Genomic DNA, 18,802 nt, shown 5'->3' with positions numbered 1-18,802 from the left:
GGATATGCAGATATCAAAATGAGTCCCGACTGAACGAAACGATGGCTGAATCATCCTCGAGCGAATCGGCGCCGGTGATGCAACGACTGTACGACCGCATCTGGTTGCTCGCGGCGGCAGCGCTGGTGTTCTTCGCCCTGTCGTACGTCGCGTGGGGTTGGATAGACGTGTTCTCCGTTCCACTGGGCTGATTCCATGACGTCACCGATCAAACCCCCCGACGGAAACTGGTGGAATCAACCGGTCAACAGACGCGAATCCATCTGGCTCGGGCTCGGTGTCGGCTGGTCGCTCGTCCTCTTCGGCTGGATGAGCGCCTGGACGCGCATCGGCGACCAGAATCCCATCGGCGAAACGTTCCGGATCGGGGGTGAGGAGTACCGCGACAAGCTAAACGACTACAAGGAACGGGCGACCGAGACCGACGACGGGCTCGTCCCCCCGGATCGAGACGTGTACCTGCAGGCAATGCGCTTCCAGTGGGATGGCGCGCCGGTCGTGCTCGAGACAGGAACGGAGTACGACATTCACCTGAACTCTTTCGACGTCCAGCATGGCTTCTCCCTCCGGCCGGAGGATGCGCTCAGCAAACAGATCAATCTGCAGGTGCTGCCGGGCTACGAGTGGGTCGTCCCGATGACCTTCGACGAACCCGGGACCTACCACATCATCTGTAACGAGTTCTGCGGGCAGGGCCACAGGAGTATGCACGGCACGATCGTCGTGGAGGAGGGATAACGATGGCACACACGCTCGACGTTCTCGGCCTGTTCGACAACGAGTATCGCGACGACGGGTTCCGGACCTGTTCCGTGACGGGCCTCGAGGTCCACCGCTCCGTCGACAACTTCGTCAAACTGTTCGGACTCACGGCGGTCGTCGCCCTGCTGTTCGGCGGCGTCTTCGCCGTTACCGTCGCGATGACCCGCTGGGAAGTGGTCGGGTTGCTCGAGCCCGCCGACTTCTACACGCACCTCAGCATGCACGCGTGGAACCTGCTGATCTTCTGGATGGTGTTCATGGAGATCGCCATCCTCTACGTCGGCGGCCCGATGGTGCTCGGCAGACGGCTACCGATCACGACGGTCGCGAAGGCGGGATGGACCGTCATGGTTGGGGGAGCCGTACTGGTCAACTACGCCATCTGGACCACCGAACCACCCAACGAGGCACCGCTGTTGACCGCCTACGTCCCGATGCCCGTCTCACCGCTGTTCTACGCGGGTGCGATCGTCTTCATCCTGGGCACCGTCGTCGCGGCGCTGCCCTTTTTCGTCACGATGTGGTACGAGAAGCGCGAGAATCCGGGGAAGACGCTCCCGCTCGTCAGCTTCGCTGCGTTCGTCACGTCGATCATCGCCGTCGAGGCGCTGGTCGGCGGCCTGTTCGCCTTCGTCCCCACCCTGTTTTGGCGACTCGAGATGATCGAGTGGTGGGACGCGGCCTGGTACCGCCAGATGTACTGGATCATCGGCCACGGGACCCAGCAGATCAACCTCGTGGCGATGATCGCGGTCTGGTACTTCCTGACCCACGTCGTCGCCGGCGCGGAGGTCGTCAGCGAGAAGGTCTCGCGAACGGCTTTCATCCTCTATCTCTTTTTCATCAACCTCGGGGCGGCACACCACCTGCTCTCCGACCCCGCAGTGTCGACAGGCTGGCGGCTCTGGAACACGTCGTACGCGTTCTACGGGGCGACCTTCGCGAGTCTGATCCACGCGTTCGCCATCCCAGCGGGGATCGAGGCCGGGCGGCGCAAGCGCGGGAAAGGCGGCGGCCTGTTCGGCTGGTTGACGTCCGCGCCCTGGTCGAACCCGGTGTTCTCATCGACGATCTTCTCGATCATCCTCTTCGGATTCCTCGGGGGGATCACGGGCGTCATGATGGGACAGCTCCAACTCAACATGACCTGGCACAACACGTTCGCGACGGTCGGTCACTTCCACGCAACGGTCGTCCTCGGGACGACGGTCGCGTTCATGGGTCTGGTCTTCTTCGTGATCCGGACGATGTTCATGCGCCAGTACATCTCCGAACGGCTCGCGTCGATCCAGCCGTTCTTCTACTCGGCTGCGATGGGCATTGCCGTCCTGATGATGATGTACGTCGGCATTCTCTACGGCGTCCCGCGCCGAACCGCCGAGGTCGTCGAGAACATCCCCGGCACCGAGTTCAGCCTCTCGGCTGCGGCGCCGCTGTTCGCGATTTTCGGGATCTTCGCCCTCCTCGCGATCGCGGGCGGGGTACTCTTCGTCCTCGTGGCGGTCGGCTCGCTCGTCTTCGGCGACCGGATCGAGAACGGGGACGACAACGCAGATCTCGTCGCCGACGGTGGGCTCGGGATGGCTCAAGATCCGGACGATCCCGTCCACGCCTACGAAATGCGGGGCACGTTCGTCCTCTGTCTGGTCTTCCTCGCTGCGTTCGCGATAACCTATCTGCTGAACTGGTATCTGCTGACCCAGCTCTGGTCGATCGGCGCTTGATCGACCACCCGCTTCACTGATCACTACCCATGCCATCACACTCCGACGCCGACGCGACCGCATCGCCGCTCGAGTCGATCAAGTACCTCCTCGGACGGGCATGGCGGGACTTGCTGAGCGTCTACTACGCGAACACGCCGATCTGGCGGCTATTCAAGAGCGCCGGATTGCTCTTCTTCGGGTTCTTCTGCTGGTCGGCCTCGAGTCTCGTCCTCTCCTACGGTATCGACTGGACGATTCTGAAGTACACGAGGGCCTACGGGTTCGTCCTCATCCTCTGGGGGCCGTTGACCCACGCCGTGATCGTCCCGCTCGTGATCCGGCTTCGACGGACCGCCGAGCACCCGGTGGTGCGGACGATCGCCCGGAACGGCTCGAAGATCAATCTCTCCGTCTTTCTGGCCATCGTCCTGATCCTCGGGACGGCCCCCATCTCCCCCATGCTGCTCGATTTCCAGTCGCCACTCGAGAGCGATTCGGACTCGGACGTCGATCCGGATCTCTCCTGTACCCGGTCGGATGGCGTCGTCTCCTGTGAACTCTCCGAGTCCGAGGGGATCGACAGCGTCGTCGTAACCAGCGGGAACCGTCGGCTCACGCGCGTCGAGGAGCCGCCGTTCGAGTTCTCCGTCCGCGAGGACGAACTCGAGGAGGTGGTCGGCCAGACGGAGTTCATCGTCGAACTCCGCGACGAGGACGACGAAACCCTGCGACGGTACCGTCGGTCCGTGTCGTCAGTTCCGGAGGCGTAGACTCGATTCCGTCGTTCCCGAACGACGGTACTGCGTGACTCTCAGGCCGACAGTCGCGGGAAATCACCAGTCGGCAGCCAGGGAGTGACGATCTCGTGACGATTCCGAGACGACAGTCCGACAGCGCGATCCTGATCACGTGGGGTCGAGACCGAGACGAGCCAGTGATACGCACGGTCGAAAGAGAGATTCGTGAGCACCGAACGAACGAAAAGCGGTTCGCAGAGTACGTATCCGCGTCGTGAACGATATCACCCGGACACTGTCGTGAATTTTTCTGATGCGTCTCCGAGTCTCTCATCGGGGATACGGGTGCTCCCCGTGAGAGGCACGCTGTCGGCTCAGCATTCAGGTGTCGCCTCGAGGCCTCGACTGCGCCGGTTCGTCGAGCGTGTATCCGCCACCGCCGTCTTCATCATCGGGATCGTCCTCCGGGTCGCCACAGCCGGTGAGTACGACCGTGATGAGGGCGGCAGACGACACGAGGACCCGTCTCCGATCCATGGCCATGCGTAGTGTTAGCAACACTCACCAATAAGGGCACGGGATGAAGCGCGGTTCGGGTGCTGAACGAACTCGACTGTGCGCTCACGAGACGATACTCGAACCCGACTGGCGCGGCGGTGAGACGGATCGCCTCCCACACGGGCTCACCGGTCGTCGTCGAGTATCGGCCGCGCGGAGTTGACGACGACGATGGCGCTACTGGCCGCCATCGCAACGGCCGCGAAGAGGGGATTGATGATCCCTACCGCGGCGAGAGGGATCGCGACGGCGTTGTACAGGAGCGCCCAGCAGACGTTCTCGCGGATACGCCGCCGGGTGGCGTCCGCCAGATCGAACACCGAACGGACGGCGCGGAGGTCACTCGAGGTGACGACCGCGTCGGCCGCGTCGGTCGCGCGGGCAGTCCCGCTGCCGAGGGCGATCCCGACATCCGCCGCGGCCAGCGCGGGCGCGTCGTTCGTTCCGTCGCCGACCATCGCGGTCACGCCCTCGCCGGAGAGCCGCCGGACGGTCTCGACTTTCCCGTCCGGCGGGACGCCCGCGAAGACGCGATCGACCGACGGATGGTCTCGAAACGTCTCGGTGGCGGCCGCGTCGTCGCCCGTCAACACGACCACCTCTCGGTCGGCGAACGACCCGAGGACGTCCCGCCACTCGGCGCGCGTCCGGTCGCCAACGACGGCGACGGCTCTCGCCTGGCCGTCGTAGCCGACGACCGCGGGGAGTCGCCCCCGGTCTCGAGCGTCGTCGAGCGCCGCCTCGAGGTCGGCCGGCACCGGGCCGATCAGCCGCTCGACGAGCCCCGGCGTGCCGACGACGACCCGATCACCGCCTCGCGTCTCATCGGCGCAATCTGGGCCGACGGCGGACGGCACCGCCCCCTCGACCGTCGCGCTGACGCCCTCGCCGGGATGCCGTTCGAAGTCACGGACTTCGAGCCCAGCGCTCGAGTCCCCGTTCGTCCCCGACTCGAGGCGGCCGCCGTCGGACGCGATGCGTGCGTCCGTCTCCGCTCTGTCCGCTCTTTCGGCCGCGGCCTGGGCGACGATGGCATCGGCGACCGGGTGTTCCGAACGGCGCTCGACGGCCGCGGCGAGATCGATCGCGTCGTCGTCTCCGTGGACCTCGAGGACCGTCATCTCGCCCGCCGTCAGCGTCCCCGTCTTGTCGAAGACGACCGTCTCGACGGTCGGTGCCGATTCGAACACTGTCGCGTTCGCGACGACGATCCCGCGCGTCAGGGCGTCGCGAAGACCCGAGGCGACCGCCAGCGGCGTCGCCAGCCCCATCGCACAGGGACAGGAGACCACGAGCACCGTCAGCCCCGTGAGTACCGCGTCTCCCACCCCCGTTCCTGCGGCGAGACGCCAGCCCGTCACGACGAGCGCCAGCGTCAGCACGAACGGAACGAAGATCGTTGCGAGCCTGTCCGTCAACCGCTGGACGCCCGGCGTCGCGCTCTGGATCTCCCACATGAGCGTCGCGATGTGGTCGAGCGTGCTCTCGGCGTCCTCGCCGACCTCGAGGACGAGCGCGCTGTCGGTCACGATCGACCCGCCGACCACCCGATCCCCCGGTCGCTTCGTGGCCGGCACCGACTCGCCGGTGAGTACGGACTCGTCGACGGCCGCCGTCCCCTCCAGGACCGCGCCGTCGATCGGAACCCGTTCACCGGGTCTGACGAGTACCTCGTCGCCCGCGGCGAGCCGATCGACCGGGACTGTTTCCGTCCCCTCCGTCGTTCGACGAGTTGCCTCGCGGACCCGTGCGGCGGTCACGTCGGCGAGCAGGTCGGTCGCCCGGTGCTTGACCCGGCGTTCGTAGGAGGTTCCGAGCGAGACGATCAGGATCACGGCGACGGTCACGTCGTAGTAGAGATGCGTGCTCCCCATCGCTAGCGCGACAGTGCTGAACGCGTACGCCGAGACGGCCGCGATCGCGATCAACAGATCCATGTTCGGCTGTCTGACCCGCAGACTGACGTACGCCCCCCGCAGGATCGGATAGCCGGTGTAGAACAACACGCCGCTCGTCAACACACCGATCATCGCCATCGGCAAGTAGACGCCGACGGGCGAGGTCGCGTCGACGGTCAGAATTCCCGTCTCGATCCCGACGTAGCTCGGGTAGAGGTAGAACAGGTACCACGGCATGACGAGCATCGCCAGGAACCCACCGGCCAGCAGCCGCTGGACCAATTCCTCGTCGGCACGGGCCGTCTCGCCGTCGTCGTCGCGGAACCGGGCCTCGTAACCGTACCCTGAGAGCGTCTCGGGGAGCTCAGACTCGTCCAACTGGTCGGGGTCGTAGACGACGCGGGCAGTGTCGGTCGCGTAACTCGCCTCGACCGTCAGGATACCGGGCGCTCGTTCGCCAAGCAGGGAAACGAACCCCTCGCAGGTCGAACAGTGCATCCCATCGATCGCGAGAAACGCCTCCTCACCCCCTTCGGGCAGCTCGCGATCGTCCGGTTCCGTCGCACGGTCGACGACCGCGTTTCGGTCGAGGTCGTCGACCTCCGCGAGGCTCGCGCTCACCTCGAGACAGCCGCGACAGCAGAAGATTCCCTCTACGTCCGCCGCCGTTACCGGTCGGTCGGGAATCGGAAGCCCGCAGAGCGAGCAGGAACTCATTCCACGATCGATAGTCGTCCACGCGGCGGGTAGCCGTACCCCCGAACCCGTTCGGGGTCCTATTCGGTCGCCGGACTTGCTCCGGATTCACCGACGATCAGATCGCCAGCGACGGGCAGCGATCACTGTGGCTCACGAACGGCAAGCCGAGTCTCGACCCGACGACGGATACGACTCCGTTACTCACGATCGACGTGCTCGAGGAGCAACGACGTCAACCGCGCCGGTGCTTCGTGTGGCACCCAGTGGCTCGTCTCCGGCAGTAGTTCGAGTCGACTCTCGTCACAACAGTCCGCACTGTCGACGGCCAGCTGGGGGACGAGTGCGTTGTCGTTTTCTCCCCAAACGATCAGCGTCGGTACCTCGACCCGTTCGGTTCTCGGAATCGGCGGATACCGTGCCGCCGCACGGTACCAGTTGAGCATTCCGGTGAGCGCCCCGTCTCGACCCCAGGCCCGACGATAGCGAGCCAAGTCGTCTCCGCTAAACGTTCCCGGTGCAGCCGTTTTGCGAAGCCCTCGCTCGAGGATGCGGTAGTCGCCGTATCGACAGACGTGCTCGGGCAGCCACGGAAGCTGAAAGAAGACGGCGTACAGGCTCCGGAACAGTTGCTCGGGGTTTGCGGCGAGCTGCTGTAGATAGGCGGTCGGGTGCGGAGCGTTGACGACGGCGAGCCGGTCGACCGTCTCCGGGTGTCGGAGCCCGAGGTCCCAGGCGACCATGCCACCCCAGTCGTGCCCGACGACGTGTGCGACGTCACGGTTCTCCGTCGCGATCAGATCGACGACGTCTCGAGAAGATTCGCGAACCCGGTACGATCTCACTCCGTCGGGTTTCTCGCTCAGGTTGTATCCGCGCAGGTCGGGGACCAGTACGCGGTACCCGGCCTCGACGAGCGTCGGAATCTGTGCCCGCCAGGCGTACCAGAACTCGGGAAACCCATGCAGCAGGACGATCAGCGGGTCCGCTTCATCGCCGGCGGCGACGACGTGCAACGCGACCCCGTTGACGGTTCGTCGATGTGAATCCAATTCGACCGACGGAACGGCGACCTCGACCCCGGAACCAGCGGCCGTCGCTCGTGGATTCGGTCTCATGTCTCGGACTGGACCGCGAGACGCAATACCGGTTGTGGACGATCACCTGCAGGAGGCCGAGCGACGATCGGCGACGAGCGGGCAACGGGACTCAGAACCCGCACCAATCACGATGGCCGGGGGAGGGTACTTAACTGCCCACGGTATAGCGGGATCGGCCGATTCGATTACTATCCTCCGAGAACCGTCTCCATACTTGATCATATGTTCACTACTATCTTCAGATAGGACGATGACCCAATCCAATCTCAACCGACGGCAGGTAATACAGGCGATCGGGGCGACCGGCGCGCTGGCGGTGGCCGGCTGTCTCGAGGGCGACACGCAGGAGAACAGCGGTAAAACCGACGAGACGGCGGATGAGGAAGGACTGCCGGCGGCGAAGGCCGTCGACGTCGACCGGATCGCGCGGGATCCGACCGATATCCCAGCGCCGGTCGACTGGGACGAGCCACGCGAACACGACGTGACGGTGCGGACCGAGCGGCTGACCGCCGAGATCGAGCCGGGCGTCACGTTCGAGTACATGACCTTCGAGGGACAGGTGCCGGGGCCGATGATTCGGGTCCGCCGCGGCGACCGCGTCAACCTCACGTTCGAGGTCCCGGATGATCTGAACGTGGCCGCGCACAACATGGACTTCCACGCGGTCTACGGCCCCGGCGGCGGCGCCGACGCGACGACGATCGGGCCTGGCGACGATCCAGCGGAGATCAGCTTCACCGCCGACTACGCGGGGGTGTTCATCTATCACTGTGCGATCCCGAACATGGACCAGCACATCAGCAGCGGCATGTTCGGCTCGATCCTCGTCGAGCCCGAAGACGGCCTCCCCGAGGTCGACAACGAGTACTATCTCGGCCAACACGAGATCTACACCGACGGCGACGTCGGCGAGGAGGGCCACCACAGCTTCGACTTCGACGCCATGATGGCCGAAGAGCCCACGTACGTCGTGTTCAACGGCCAGGCCTACGGCTTCACCGGTAACGGCGTCGGGCCGATGGAAGCGGAAACCGGCGAGACCGCCCGAGTGTACTTCGCCAACGGCGGGCCGAACCTGCTGAGCTCGCTCCACCCAATCGGGAACGTCTGGAGCCGCTACTACCGCGACGGCGACCTCCTGAGCGAGCCCGACCAGAACATCGAAACCGCGCCCGTCGCGCCCGGGACGACCACCGCCGCCGAGATGGAGTTCCCGGTCCCTGGCCCGGTCAAGATCGTCGACCACGCACTGACGCGTGCGACCCGTCGGGGCGCACTGGCCGTCGTCAACGTCGAAGGCGAACCGACCCGAGACGTCTACGACGAAGATCCGTGAGCGGGATCGACCAACTGATAATTCGCTTTTTCCGCTCGAGGTCGTTCGCGGCCCGTACTGTTCGGCGTTCGCAAATCGATGTCGCTCGAGCAGAGCCAGCGGTCCGCTCGCGGACGACATGAACTGCCGAGTACCCCGCTCGCGACTCGTCGATCGATTGGTCCGTCTCGGACGGCCCCGCTCCGTCACGTCCAGACGCGGAGACAGTCGGTCGAGCAGAAGTGAAGCTCGACGTGGTCCGTTCCGTCGGGTTCGACGTGGGTCGTCAACGTGTACGCGACCTCGTCGGCGTCACAGTTATCGCAGTGCATACGACCGGGGTCGACGGAAACGGCCTTGAGTATGAACCGATTGCGACCGTTGTGCTGCAGCGATCGATCCGGTAGTAAGTGATTAGGAGAGGTAATTTCGTATTGAACGGCCGAGCCGGGACGCGGTTCGCGGGCGCTCAGCTCGTTGCTCCGTCCTCGGCCTCGAGGAGTTCGTGGTACCGGTTCCGGATGGTGACTTCGGAGATACTGGCGACGTCGCTGACGTCGTTCTGGGTGACCTGTTCGTTGGTCAGGAGCGCGGCGGCGTAGACCGCGGCGGCCGCGAGGCCGACCGGCGACTTGCCGCTGTGGATGCCCTCCGCTTTCGCCGTCGCCAGCAGATCCCGCGCCCGCAGTTCGGTCTCGTCGGAGAGCTCGAGGTCGCTCGCGAACCGCGGCACGTAGCTCACCGGATCGGCCGGCTCCATCTCGAGGCCGAGTTCGCGGACCACGTAGCGGTAGGTGCGGGCGATCTCGTTTTTCTCGACGCGGGAGATGGCCGAGATTTCGTCGAGGCTGCGCGGCGTGCCGGCCTGACGGGCGGCGGCGTACAGCGACGCGGTCGCGACGCCTTCGATCGAGCGGCCCGGCAGGAGGTCGTCCTCGAGTGCCCGGCGGTAGATGACGCTGGCGGTCTCGCGGACGTTTTCGGGGAGCCCCAGCGCGGAGGCCATCCGGTCGATCTCGCCCAGCGCCTGTTTCAGGTTGCGTTCCCTGGAATTGCGGGTCCGGAAGCGCTCGTTCCAGGTGCGCAGGCGCTGCATCTTCTGGCGCTGGCGCGACCCCAGCGAGTTCCCGTAGGCGTCCTTGTCCTGCCAGCCGATGGTCGTCGACAGCCCCTGGTCGTGCATCATGTTCGTCGTCGGCGCACCGACGCGGGACTTCTCGTCTTTCTCGGCGGCGTCGAACGCGCGCCATTCGGGGCCGCGGTCGATCTCGGCTTCCTCGACGACCAAGCCGCAGTCGACACAGACCGTCTCCGCGTGTTCGTCGTCTGCGACCAGCCGACCGTCACACTCCGGACACTGCTCTCGCTCGCGGGTCGTTTCGGTCGGCGTTTCGGGGTCGGTTTTCGGCTCGGTCTGGTGTCGCTCGTCGGTCTGCGTTCGAGTGGGAGTCTCAGTCATTGTCAGCGTATCGGGGACCAGTCGCTGGAAAACGCTCTCTCGACTCATAGTACTATATTACTGTCACTTAACTGTTGGGATTACGGGAGCGCGGCGGGGCGGAGACGTCGACGACGCGGGAGTGCGATCGTGGGTCTGCCGACGGTATCGAAACGCTTACTCTCCGGAGGCCGGTGCGGACACGTATGAGCGACGACGCCGTCAGTCCCGAGGAGGTCCGTCACGTCGCGGAGCTGGCTCGCATCGACCTCGACGACGACGAGGTCGACCGGTTCACCGGGCAGTTCGCGGACATCCTCGAGTACTTCGAGACGTTAGACGAGGTGCCGGAAGTCGATCGGGACGCCGACCTCGCGAACGTGATGCGACCGGACGAGGAGCGCGCCTCGCTCGACACCGAGGCGGCGCTGCGGAACGCGCCGGAAACCGAGGACGGCTACTTCAAAGGGCCGAACGTCTCGTGATCATGTCGGACACCATTTTCATCACCGAGGAGCGGATCGAGGGTGCCGAGGAGGGGCCACTGGCCGGCACGACCGTCGCCGTCAAGGACAACATCTCGACGGCGGGCGTCCGAACGACCTGCGGCTCGAGAATGCTCGAGGACTACGTCCCGCCCTACGACGCGACGGTCGTCGAGCGCCTGACGGCGGCCGGCGCGACCATCGTCGGCAAGGCGAACATGGACGAGTTCGGGATGGGGACCACCACCGAGACCTCCTACTTCGGCGAGACGGACAATCCCGCCGCGCCGGGTCACGTCCCCGGCGGCTCCTCGGGGGGGTCCGCGGCCGCGGTCGCCGCCGGCGAGGCCGACCTCGCGCTCGGTTCGGACACCGGCGGCTCGGTCCGCTGCCCCGCTGCCTTCTGTGGCGTCGTCGGCATCAAGCCCACGTACGGCCTGGTCTCGCGGTACGGTCTGGTCTCCTACGGGAACAGCTTAGAGCAGATCGGCCCCTTCGGCGAGACGGTCGAAGACGCCGCACGGCTGCTCGACGTGATCGCCGGCAGCGACGAGCGCGACGCGACGACGCGCGAGCCGCCACGCGCCGGTGACGACTCGAGCTACGCCGACGCCGCGACCGGCGACGTCGACGGGCTCTCGATCGGCGTTCCCACGGAGCTCCTCGACGGGGCCGACGAGGGCGTCGTCGAGACGTTCTGGGACGCGCTGGGTGATCTCGAGGATCGCGGCGCCGAGTACCACGAGGTCTCCCTGCCCTCCGTCAAACACGCCGTCGAGGCCTACTACGTGATCGCGATGTCGGAAGCCTCGTCGAACCTCGCGCGGTTCGACGGCGTCCGCTACGGTCACTCGGGCGGCTACGACGGTAACTGGAACGAGACCTTCGCGAAGGCCCGCGAGGAGGGCTTCGGCGACGAGGTCAAGCGTCGGATCCTGCTCGGGACCTACGCGCTCTCGGCCGGCTACCACGACAAGTATTACAAGAAGGCACAGGACGCTCGCGCGTGGGTCAAGCAGGACTTCGACGAGGCGCTGTCGGCGGCCGACGTGCTCGCGTCGCCGACGATGCCGGTTCCGCCGTTCGAACTCGGGGAGCGTCTGGACGACCCACTCCAGCTGTATCTCGCCGACGCGAACACGGTTCCGGTCAACCTCGCGGACCTCCCCGCGATCTCGGTCCCGGCGGGCGAAACCGACGGCCTGCCCGTCGGCCTCCAGCTCGTCGGCCCGGCGTTCGGCGAGGAGCGGCTGATTCGCGCCGCGAGCGCGCTCGCCTGAGCGGACCTGCCACCCGTCGGTTCGCCAACGGATACCTTTTTGTATACGTCTGTCAACACTATCTACACTGATAGATCCGTCAGGGAGACTCTCATGAAGATCGCACAGAACCAGGAAGTCGAATTCGACGAGTTCTCGAGAGCGTGCGACCTCGTCGAGGCGTATTTCGGCGACACGATCGACAACGTCGCACTTCACGCGCCCGTGTCGCGTCGCCAGCTCATCGCGGTCCTCGCTCGTGCACAGCTTTCGGGCCGCCAGCTCGCGATAGATGGACTGACCGAACAGGGCGAGGTCGTCTACCAGTCCAACAGCGAAACGCTGCTCTGGCTCGACGGCGGGTTCTGGACCGACATGCGGGGCGAACACCACCTCGAGCCCGACGAGGGCCGTGCTGCGCGCGAAGTCCACCGACGGCTCATCGAGGCCCTCGACGGAGACGTCTCCTACTACAACCGCGAACGGGACCCCTTCGTTCTCATCGAGCAGTTCGATCCCTACGAGTGACGCGTCGGGACGCCACCGCTCGGGAACGGGTCGTTCGGTCGAGTCGGTCGAACGGCTACCGGCGGTGACGGCCAGCAAAAAGACGCTCCGCGCTCCGTCGGACGCTCGCTCGAGACCAGCGGTGTCACTCCTCGTACGCGAGGTTCATGATCCACTGCGAGAAGGCATCGCTGTTGGGATCGACCTCCTCCTCGCCGATGAACGGCGAGAGCATGTCGCCGGCCATCAGGAGCGTGAAATCGAGGTCGCGTGCGGTCGGCGCGATATAGTAGGTATTGTGTCCGTCGTAGACCGTCTCCTCCCGATCGACGAGCTCCTTTTCGACGAGCGATTCGACGATCCGACTGCCCTTGCGCGAGGAGACGTCCAGTTCCTTCCAGAAGTCGCTCTGGTGGATGCCGCCGGTTTCCCGGACGAGTTCGAGACCCGCTCGCTCGTCCTCGGTGAGTTCGGCTTCGGCCGTGGAAACGCTCACGGTGACCACCTCGCCGTGCGCGTCGCTACAGGCAGGAGTGCGTCCATATCAGTACGAGAGAGAGCGAGCCGCTTAAATGTGCCCTTCCCGCTCGAGCGCCGGGGCAGCGCCGTCAGCGCTCGCTATCGAGAGCGGTATCGGCACCGATGCCGGCGGCGACGGCCACGTCGGCGTAGCTCGTTCGACAGGGCGGCCCCGGCGCGAACGCGTACCGCCTCGTCTCGGGCCCGAGTGCGATGAGCGACGACGATCGGGTACCGAACCCGTCCCCGTGAACGCAGACGCCGTACTCGTGGTCGCCGAGCACGTCCCCCGCGCGCTCGAGCCAGTCGGCCGCCGTCTCGTCCGTCTCGTCCGGATCGGTCGCGAGCGCCGCCCGCACCGCTCGAGCGTTCGCCGCCTGTTCCCGTCCGGCCTCGGCGCGAACTGACGGCACGTCAGTGTCGTCGTCGACGGCGACGTTGACGACGACGTGGACGCCCGGTTCGAACTCGGTCAGGGAGAGCGCGCCGTCCCATCGGTAGCAGAACGCGTCCGCCGCGTCGGCGACGACGAGGTAGAAGCCGCTGTACTCGTCGTCCGCGGTCGCGTCCGCGACGATCGCTCGGGCGTCCGCGGCGGACTCCGCCTCGAGGACGTCCGCGACGAGCAGTCCGCGAGAGCGGTCGCCGGCGAGGGCGACGTCGGTCCACTTGTTCGTAATTCCCGCGAAGACGCCGTGCTCGTTGTAGCCGATCCAGGTGCCGCCGGCTTCCGCGTCCTGCGGCGCGACGACCAGCGGCTCTTCGGCGTAGATCGCGGGCGGCACCGACTCCCGGCCGAGGGCCTCGTCGCGGTTCGCGGCGACGGCGACCGGTACGTCGTCGAAAACCTGCCAGGCGAGCGCGAGCGTACACACGAGTTGTGGTATGAATGCCAGCGCCTTAACTCCGGCTCCAGCGGCAGTCCGGGCGGCGAGTGACGTTGCAGTCGGGATCAGGGCGACTCGGTCACGTCCGTTCCGTCCTCGAGCAGTCGGTCCCGAACTGCATCCCTGTCGACAGTTCCGGAGGCCGTCCGCGGAAGGGCGTCGGCGACGCCAATCGTTTTCGGTCGCTTGAACCCGGCGAGACGCTCGTCACAGTGAGCGAGGAGCGACCGGCGCTCGAGCGTCTCCGCCGGGTCGGGGACGACGAGAGCGGCGACCCGTTCGCCCCACTCTCCGTCGGGGAGCCCCACGACGCTCGCCTCGACGACCCCCTCGTGGTCACGGAGGGCATCGATGACCTCACCGGGATCGACGTTTTCACCGCCGGTGACGATGCGGTCGTCGAGCCGGTTGGAGATCCACAGCCGACCGTCCGCGTCCCGGTAGCCGACGTCGCCGGTGTGGAACCCGCGCTCGCCGAACGCCGCCTCGGTTCGGTCGCTCGAGAGGTACCCCGGCGTCACCGTCGGCCCGGAGACGACGAGTTCGCCGGTCTCGCCCGCGTCGACGAGCTCGCCGTCCTCGTCGACGATCGAGACGTCGGTGCACCCGAGCGGCTGGCCGACCGTTCCCGGATGGGAGAACGCGTCGTTCGGCCGCGCCGTCGCGACCTGTGACGCCGTCTCAGTCATGCCGTACGTCGGGTGGACTGGAACCCCCCGCTCCCGGCACTGCGCGATCAACTCCCGCGAGGCCGGCGCGCCGCCCAGTAGCACGAATCGCAACGTCTCGGGCGGCGTCCAGCCGGTCTCGAGCAGGCGCGTACACATCGTCGGAACGAGCGAGACGCCGGTAATCCCGTACTCCTCGATGACGCGGGCGGTTTCCCGCGGCTCGAACTCGCGCTGAATCACGGCGGTCGTTCCGTAGAGCGTCGATCTGACGATCGGGGCCAGTCCGCCCATGTGGTACATCGGGAGACAACAGAGCCACCGGTCCTCGGGCAGGACGCCGAGTCGAAACGCCGAGGCGGTCGCGCTGGCGACGAGATTGCCGACCGTCAGCCGAACGATCTTCGGTTCTCCCGAGGTACCCGAGGTGAACATGAGCAAGTGGGTCCGATCCCGCTCGAGCGGGACCGGAATCGCGTCCGCTTCGGTGACCGGCTGCAGCGAGCCCACCTCGTCGTGCTCGGGTTCGTCGACGGAGACGACCGGGCAGTCGGCGATCTCGAGCGCGAGCGGCTCCGTCGCCGACTCGCAGACGATCGCGTCGAGGGCGGTTCGACTCGCCTTCGACGCGAGTTCGGCGGCCGTTTCGCGGACGGGCAGCGGAACGATAGTGAGGCCACGACGCATCGCGGCGAAGTAGACTTCGGCGAACGCGACTCGCGTCTCCACGAGCACGCCGACGCGGTCGTCGGAATCGGAGTCGGCGACGACGGTCTCGAGCCGTTCCATAACGGCATCGACCCGGCGGTCGAACGCCCCGTACGTCCACTCGTCGCCCGCGTCGGCGTCGACGAGCGCAGTCGCGTCCGGCGTCGCCGATGCGCGATGGGACAGGAGATCCCGTCTCGGCCACTCCACCGGGTCGTTCATTGGTCTCTCCACACGTCGGAGACGCCGAGCCCCTTCGCCTGCGGCACGACTGCCGACCCCTTCTCGAGCAACACGGGGTCCCGGCCCAGGTCGGTCGCGAGCAGTTCGCCGGTCGCCAGCCCGCAGGCGGGAACGTCCGGAATCGCCGCCGCGAGGTGGACCGCGCCCGTTCGGGCGACGACCCCGTCGATGGTCGTCGTCACCAGCGGCGTGATACCGAGTTCCGTCAGCCAGGCCGCGACCTTGCGCGCGACGTCGACCCCGCCGAGCGCCATCGGTTTCAGGACGACGACGTCCGCCGCACCGGCCTCGCAGATCGCGTCGACGCCGTGCTCGAGCAATCCCTCGTCGAGCGCGATCGAGACGTCCGGGTTCCCGGACCGGAGGTCGGCGTGTCCCTCGAGCGCCCCCGCGGGCAACGGCTGCTCGACGATCGAGACGCCCAGTCCTGCAAACGCCTCGAGCGCGAATTCGGCCTCTTCGTAGGTCCAGGCCTCGTTGGCGTCGACCCGCAGATCGACGCCGGGGCCGACGGTGTCGCGCACGTGTCGAACGCGTTCGATGTCGTCCTCGACGCTCCGGAGCCCCACCTTCAGCTTACAGCAGTCGAACCCTCGGTCGACGGCCCGGCGCGTTTCGCGTGCGGTTTCGACCGGCGATCCGTCGCCGATCGTCGCGTTGACTGGGACCCGACCGACCATCGGCCCTTGCCCGAGATAGCGGTACAGCGGCGTCGACTCGCGGGTGGCCTGCAGGTCCGCCAGTGCCAGCGCCAGCGCGTGTCGGGCCGCCACCTGTCGGTCGACGACCTCGAGCGCCTCGCTCGGCCCGTCCGTTCGGATCGCCTCGCGTGCCCGCTCGAGGGCCCGTTCGCAGTCCTCGCGGGACTCCGTCCAGCCCGGCAGCGGCGTCGCCTCGCCGTAGCCGACGCCGGGTTCGTTGCCGGGTTCGGTCGCACCGGACGCGGGCTCGCTCCCCTCGTCGACGAGTCGAACGAGGAAGCCGTCGCGGGAGTCGATCGACCCGTCGGCCGTCTCGAGCGGGTCGGCCAGCTCCAGGGAGAACGAGCGATACTCGAGCGAGAGGTCCTCGGTGGCGCTCATAGCAGAACCAGCCCTCCGGCGAAACAGAGCGCGTACGTCGCGAGCAGTTTGCCCGTCTGCTCGAGCGCGGGATTGAGCGCCTCGCCGTCGGTTCGCGTCCAGACGGTCCGCACGATCAGCCCCGCGTAGGGCAGCGTGAGCAGCGGCAACAACGCGCCGGGACCGAACCCCGCGCGCCAGAACCAGAGCGGAACGACGTAGGCGATCGCGAGCATGGCGACGTACTCGAGGCGGCTCCACCCGTAGCCGAGCCGCACCGCGAGGGTTCGTTTGCCGGTCTCGGCGTCGGTCTCCCTGTCGCGGATGTTGTTCACGACGAGGATCGCCGTCGAGAGGCCCGCGACGGGCAGACTCGCCGCGACGGCTTCGCGTGTGACCGTTCCGTCGGGGATCGTCGTCGCGAGCGGATCGGCGACGACGGCAGCGGCCTGGACGTAGTACGTCCCCGTTACGGCGACCAGCCCGAAGAAGACGAAGACGAAGAGATCGCCCAGTCCGTGATAGCCGAGGGGGTACGGGCCGCCGGTGTACGCCCAGCCGCAGAAGACGCTCACGAGCCCGACGACGAGGATCGGCAGCCCGCCGACGTAGACGAGGTACGTCCCCGTGAGGATCGCCAGCCCGAACGTCACGACGGTCGCGAGCTTGACCTGTTCCGGGGAGATGAGCCCCGACTGGGTGACCCGGGTGAACCCCTCGCGGTCCTCGGTGTCGGCCCCCTTCACCGCGTCGTAGTAGTCGTTCGCGAAATTCGTCCCGATCTGAATCAGCGCCGAACCGACGAACGCCATCATCGCCGGTAGCGGCGCGAGCACCCCCTCGTGCGCTGCGAGTCCCGTCCCCACGATAATCGGGGCCGCAGCCGCGGGCAAGGTCTGGGGGCGGGCCGCCATCAGCCACGCCTTCGTCCGTGATATCTCGACCTCCGCCGAACTCATTGCTCGAGTGTCCCACTCGAGAGAGTGTCAACGTTGGCATTGCGAGTCGTGACCGGGAGGGATGCCGGCGCTCAGGGGACGACTAGCTCGAGCGGCTCCATCTCGAAAAAGGCCGTCTCGTACCCCTGATGGCGCGCCGCCTGCGGCGGCGATTCGATCGTGATCCGAACCGTATCACCCGTCCGAACGTCCGCGACCGGTCGGCCGTACCAGAGGCCGAACTCGCCGTCGAGCGTTCGCTCGAGTTTGCGGGACTCGTCGACCGGCTCGCCGTCGCGCTCGACGACGGCGCGCATGGACGTGTTCACCAGCGGAACGCGATTGTACGGCGTCCGCGGTGAGACGAGCAGGGATCGGTCGTCCCCGGGGGCCAACCGAGACCCCGCCTCGAGCAGCGTGACGACGAACGTTGCGTCGCCGCTCTCGGGGAGGCCGTCGCCGGACCCGCCATCGGCGTCCGCGGCCGGGTCGACCAGATGGGTCCCAGGATAGGCGTCGGCAGGCGGGAGCGCAGAGTACGGAATCTCGGGCGACGGCCCTCCGCCGGCACCGTGGTGCATCGGCTCGAGCGCCCCTCGATCCCCCCAGCGCTCTCGGTCCAGTAACTCGATGCCGTCGACGACCTCCTCGCGGAACGCCCGATCGTAGGTGAACTCGAACGACGCGGTCCCGCCCTCGGTGAACCGGCCCGCGAGGGAACCGGTCAGCCGCGTCGGGACCGGCGGGAGGTCAACCCGTGCGGTGTAGGTCCCGTCGCTCGGCAGGGAGACGTTGTCGCCGAAGTGGACGCCCATCTCCTGGGAGAGCATGGGCCACAGCGGGCGCGACGCGATTCGGTCGCCGTTCCGAGAAATCGTCACTCTGGGCTCGGCGTCGCCGGGGAAGACGACCCCCGTCTCGGGGTCCCAGCAGACGAGCATCAGGTGGACGCCCCGGCCCGCGTCGGGCTCGACGGCCTGGCGGTCGGTGCCGGTGACGACCCAGAATGGATGCGGGTACGAGAGCATCGGGACGAGCGCGTACTCGCCGGCCGTGACCGGGTCGAGGACCCGCATCGCCTTCCGGTGACCGGGAAGGTACACCGCCGCCGGCGGGTCGTCGATCCGCGGAATCGGTGCAGTCCCCTCGACGTCTGCGGCACCGCTACCGCTACTGTTCCCGGTTCCACCGTCGTTGTGGTCGCCGGTACGCTCGTCGGCCCCGCCGCTCGGCGCGGAACAGCCTGCGACGGCGATGGCAGCCGGCAGCGTCGTCCGCCGAAGGAACGTTCGTCGATCCACGTCAGTACCCTCC

The 18,802-nt window shown here is 66.9% G+C and carries 19 protein-coding genes; 8 read left to right on the top strand and 11 right to left on the bottom strand.

The genetic code is table 11. The features are described from left to right. Positions 1-41 precede the first annotated feature (41 nt). Genes BMX07_RS24255 through BMX07_RS05865 form a run of 4 tightly spaced genes read left to right on the top strand, consistent with a single transcriptional unit; the run spans position 42 to position 3,238 of the window. On the top strand, positions 42-191 hold the full coding sequence (locus tag BMX07_RS24255) for a hypothetical protein (RefSeq protein ID WP_175480055.1): 150 nt from the start codon (positions 42-44) through the stop codon (positions 189-191). A 4-nt stretch (positions 192-195) separates the two neighbouring features. Next, positions 196-738 carry a cupredoxin domain-containing protein gene (locus BMX07_RS05875; RefSeq protein ID WP_090615251.1) on the top strand — a complete coding sequence of 181 codons (543 nt, stop codon included), beginning with the start codon at positions 196-198 and terminating at the stop codon, positions 736-738. Between the two features lie 2 nt (positions 739-740). Further along, the gene (locus tag BMX07_RS05870; protein WP_090615246.1) at positions 741-2,486 is read left to right on the top strand and encodes a cytochrome c oxidase subunit I; all 1,746 of its coding nucleotides are present in this window, start codon (positions 741-743) and stop codon (positions 2,484-2,486) included. Positions 2,487-2,515: 29 nt separating this feature from the next. Next, on the top strand, positions 2,516-3,238 hold the full coding sequence (locus tag BMX07_RS05865) for an aldo-keto reductase family protein (RefSeq protein ID WP_090615240.1): 723 nt from the start codon (positions 2,516-2,518) through the stop codon (positions 3,236-3,238). Between the two features lie 348 nt (positions 3,239-3,586). Here BMX07_RS05865 and BMX07_RS24250 read toward each other — a convergent pair whose 3' ends face one another. The 3 genes from BMX07_RS24250 to BMX07_RS05855 form a co-directional block, all read right to left on the bottom strand. Beyond that, on the bottom strand, positions 3,587-3,748 hold the full coding sequence (locus BMX07_RS24250) for a hypothetical protein (protein ID WP_175480061.1): 162 nt from the start codon (positions 3,746-3,748) through the stop codon (positions 3,587-3,589). Positions 3,749-3,888: 140 nt separating this feature from the next. Beyond that, a complete protein-coding gene (locus tag BMX07_RS05860) occupies positions 3,889-6,378 on the bottom strand; it encodes a heavy metal translocating P-type ATPase (RefSeq protein ID WP_090615236.1) in 2,490 nt (829 codons plus the stop codon). A 179-nt stretch (positions 6,379-6,557) separates the two neighbouring features. Beyond that, a complete protein-coding gene (locus tag BMX07_RS05855; protein WP_090615233.1) occupies positions 6,558-7,475 on the bottom strand; it encodes an alpha/beta fold hydrolase in 918 nt (305 codons plus the stop codon). A 232-nt stretch (positions 7,476-7,707) separates the two neighbouring features. Here BMX07_RS05855 and nirK point away from each other — a divergent pair, with 232 nt between their 5' ends. Then, positions 7,708-8,796 (top strand): copper-containing nitrite reductase, encoded by a 1,089-nt coding sequence (gene nirK, locus BMX07_RS05850; RefSeq protein WP_090615230.1) that lies wholly within the window; start codon positions 7,708-7,710, stop codon positions 8,794-8,796. 185 nt (positions 8,797-8,981) lie between these two features. Here the strand turns inward: nirK and BMX07_RS25420 are convergent, their stop codons facing one another. After that, on the bottom strand, positions 8,982-9,107 hold the full coding sequence (locus BMX07_RS25420) for a hypothetical protein (RefSeq protein WP_281246937.1): 126 nt from the start codon (positions 9,105-9,107) through the stop codon (positions 8,982-8,984). A gap of 137 nt (positions 9,108-9,244) precedes the next feature. Beyond that, on the bottom strand, positions 9,245-10,234 hold the full coding sequence (locus BMX07_RS05845) for a transcription initiation factor IIB (protein ID WP_090615227.1): 990 nt from the start codon (positions 10,232-10,234) through the stop codon (positions 9,245-9,247). A gap of 185 nt (positions 10,235-10,419) precedes the next feature. Here BMX07_RS05845 and gatC point away from each other — a divergent pair, with 185 nt between their 5' ends. From gatC to BMX07_RS05830, 3 genes are all read left to right on the top strand, one after another. After that, positions 10,420-10,698, top strand: coding sequence for an Asp-tRNA(Asn)/Glu-tRNA(Gln) amidotransferase subunit GatC (gene gatC, locus BMX07_RS05840; protein ID WP_090615223.1), 279 nt, complete (start codon positions 10,420-10,422; stop codon positions 10,696-10,698). 2 nt (positions 10,699-10,700) lie between these two features. Then, positions 10,701-11,978 carry an Asp-tRNA(Asn)/Glu-tRNA(Gln) amidotransferase subunit GatA gene (gatA, locus tag BMX07_RS05835; protein ID WP_090615220.1) on the top strand — a complete coding sequence of 426 codons (1,278 nt, stop codon included), beginning with the start codon at positions 10,701-10,703 and terminating at the stop codon, positions 11,976-11,978. Positions 11,979-12,071: 93 nt separating this feature from the next. Continuing rightward, the gene (locus BMX07_RS05830; protein ID WP_090615218.1) at positions 12,072-12,485 is read left to right on the top strand and encodes a DUF8048 family protein; all 414 of its coding nucleotides are present in this window, start codon (positions 12,072-12,074) and stop codon (positions 12,483-12,485) included. A gap of 124 nt (positions 12,486-12,609) precedes the next feature. Here BMX07_RS05830 and BMX07_RS05825 read toward each other — a convergent pair whose 3' ends face one another. The 6 genes from BMX07_RS05825 to BMX07_RS05800 all read right to left on the bottom strand — a co-directional run bounded on the left by BMX07_RS05825 (position 12,610) and on the right by BMX07_RS05800 (position 18,789). Continuing rightward, positions 12,610-12,960, bottom strand: coding sequence for a helix-turn-helix transcriptional regulator (locus BMX07_RS05825; protein WP_090617169.1), 351 nt, complete (start codon positions 12,958-12,960; stop codon positions 12,610-12,612). A gap of 112 nt (positions 12,961-13,072) precedes the next feature. Then, on the bottom strand, positions 13,073-13,858 hold the full coding sequence (locus tag BMX07_RS05820) for an NRDE family protein (protein WP_090615215.1): 786 nt from the start codon (positions 13,856-13,858) through the stop codon (positions 13,073-13,075). A gap of 77 nt (positions 13,859-13,935) precedes the next feature. Then, complete coding sequence (locus BMX07_RS05815) at positions 13,936-15,468, bottom strand: class I adenylate-forming enzyme family protein (protein WP_090615212.1); 1,533 nt, start codon at positions 15,466-15,468, stop codon at positions 13,936-13,938. After that, positions 15,465-16,571 (bottom strand): mandelate racemase/muconate lactonizing enzyme family protein, encoded by a 1,107-nt coding sequence (locus BMX07_RS05810; protein ID WP_090615210.1) that lies wholly within the window; start codon positions 16,569-16,571, stop codon positions 15,465-15,467. The genes BMX07_RS05815 and BMX07_RS05810 overlap by 4 nt, the downstream gene beginning before the upstream one ends. Then, complete coding sequence (locus BMX07_RS05805; RefSeq protein ID WP_090615206.1) at positions 16,568-17,509, bottom strand: 1,4-dihydroxy-2-naphthoate polyprenyltransferase; 942 nt, start codon at positions 17,507-17,509, stop codon at positions 16,568-16,570. Before BMX07_RS05805 ends, BMX07_RS05810 begins: the two co-directional genes overlap by 4 nt. Before the next feature lie 71 nt (positions 17,510-17,580). After that, positions 17,581-18,789 carry a DUF7350 domain-containing protein gene (locus BMX07_RS05800; RefSeq protein ID WP_090615203.1) on the bottom strand — a complete coding sequence of 403 codons (1,209 nt, stop codon included), beginning with the start codon at positions 18,787-18,789 and terminating at the stop codon, positions 17,581-17,583. Positions 18,790-18,802 lie beyond the last annotated feature (13 nt).

It is taken from the genome of Natrinema salaciae (assembly GCF_900110865.1).
Taxonomy (GTDB): Archaea; Halobacteriota; Halobacteria; order Halobacteriales; family Natrialbaceae; genus Natrinema; species Natrinema salaciae.
The sequence above is the reverse complement of the archived record's forward strand: the minus strand, read 5'-3'. Positions and strand labels throughout refer to the sequence as shown.

What these genes read in the sequence shown, in the direction of transcription:
- BMX07_RS24255 (WP_175480055.1), top strand. Translation starts at nt 42, where the DNA reads ATGGCTGAATCATCCTCGAGCGAATCGGCGCCGGTGATGCAACGACTG.
- BMX07_RS05875 (WP_090615251.1), top strand. Translation starts at nt 196, where the DNA reads ATGACGTCACCGATCAAACCCCCCGACGGAAACTGGTGGAATCAACCG.
- BMX07_RS05870 (WP_090615246.1), top strand. Translation starts at nt 741, where the DNA reads ATGGCACACACGCTCGACGTTCTCGGCCTGTTCGACAACGAGTATCGC.
- BMX07_RS05865 (WP_090615240.1), top strand. Translation starts at nt 2,516, where the DNA reads ATGCCATCACACTCCGACGCCGACGCGACCGCATCGCCGCTCGAGTCG.
- BMX07_RS24250 (WP_175480061.1), bottom strand. Translation starts at nt 3,748, where the DNA reads ATGGCCATGGATCGGAGACGGGTCCTCGTGTCGTCTGCCGCCCTCATC.
- BMX07_RS05860 (WP_090615236.1), bottom strand. Translation starts at nt 6,378, where the DNA reads ATGAGTTCCTGCTCGCTCTGCGGGCTTCCGATTCCCGACCGACCGGTA.
- BMX07_RS05855 (WP_090615233.1), bottom strand. Translation starts at nt 7,475, where the DNA reads ATGAGACCGAATCCACGAGCGACGGCCGCTGGTTCCGGGGTCGAGGTC.
- nirK (WP_090615230.1), top strand. Translation starts at nt 7,708, where the DNA reads ATGACCCAATCCAATCTCAACCGACGGCAGGTAATACAGGCGATCGGG.
- BMX07_RS25420 (WP_281246937.1), bottom strand. Translation starts at nt 9,107, where the DNA reads ATGCACTGCGATAACTGTGACGCCGACGAGGTCGCGTACACGTTGACG.
- BMX07_RS05845 (WP_090615227.1), bottom strand. Translation starts at nt 10,234, where the DNA reads ATGACTGAGACTCCCACTCGAACGCAGACCGACGAGCGACACCAGACC.
- gatC (WP_090615223.1), top strand. Translation starts at nt 10,420, where the DNA reads ATGAGCGACGACGCCGTCAGTCCCGAGGAGGTCCGTCACGTCGCGGAG.
- gatA (WP_090615220.1), top strand. Translation starts at nt 10,701, where the DNA reads ATGTCGGACACCATTTTCATCACCGAGGAGCGGATCGAGGGTGCCGAG.
- BMX07_RS05830 (WP_090615218.1), top strand. Translation starts at nt 12,072, where the DNA reads ATGAAGATCGCACAGAACCAGGAAGTCGAATTCGACGAGTTCTCGAGA.
- BMX07_RS05815 (WP_090615212.1), bottom strand. Translation starts at nt 15,468, where the DNA reads ATGAACGACCCGGTGGAGTGGCCGAGACGGGATCTCCTGTCCCATCGC.
- BMX07_RS05810 (WP_090615210.1), bottom strand. Translation starts at nt 16,571, where the DNA reads ATGAGCGCCACCGAGGACCTCTCGCTCGAGTATCGCTCGTTCTCCCTG.
- BMX07_RS05805 (WP_090615206.1), bottom strand. Translation starts at nt 17,509, where the DNA reads ATGAGTTCGGCGGAGGTCGAGATATCACGGACGAAGGCGTGGCTGATG.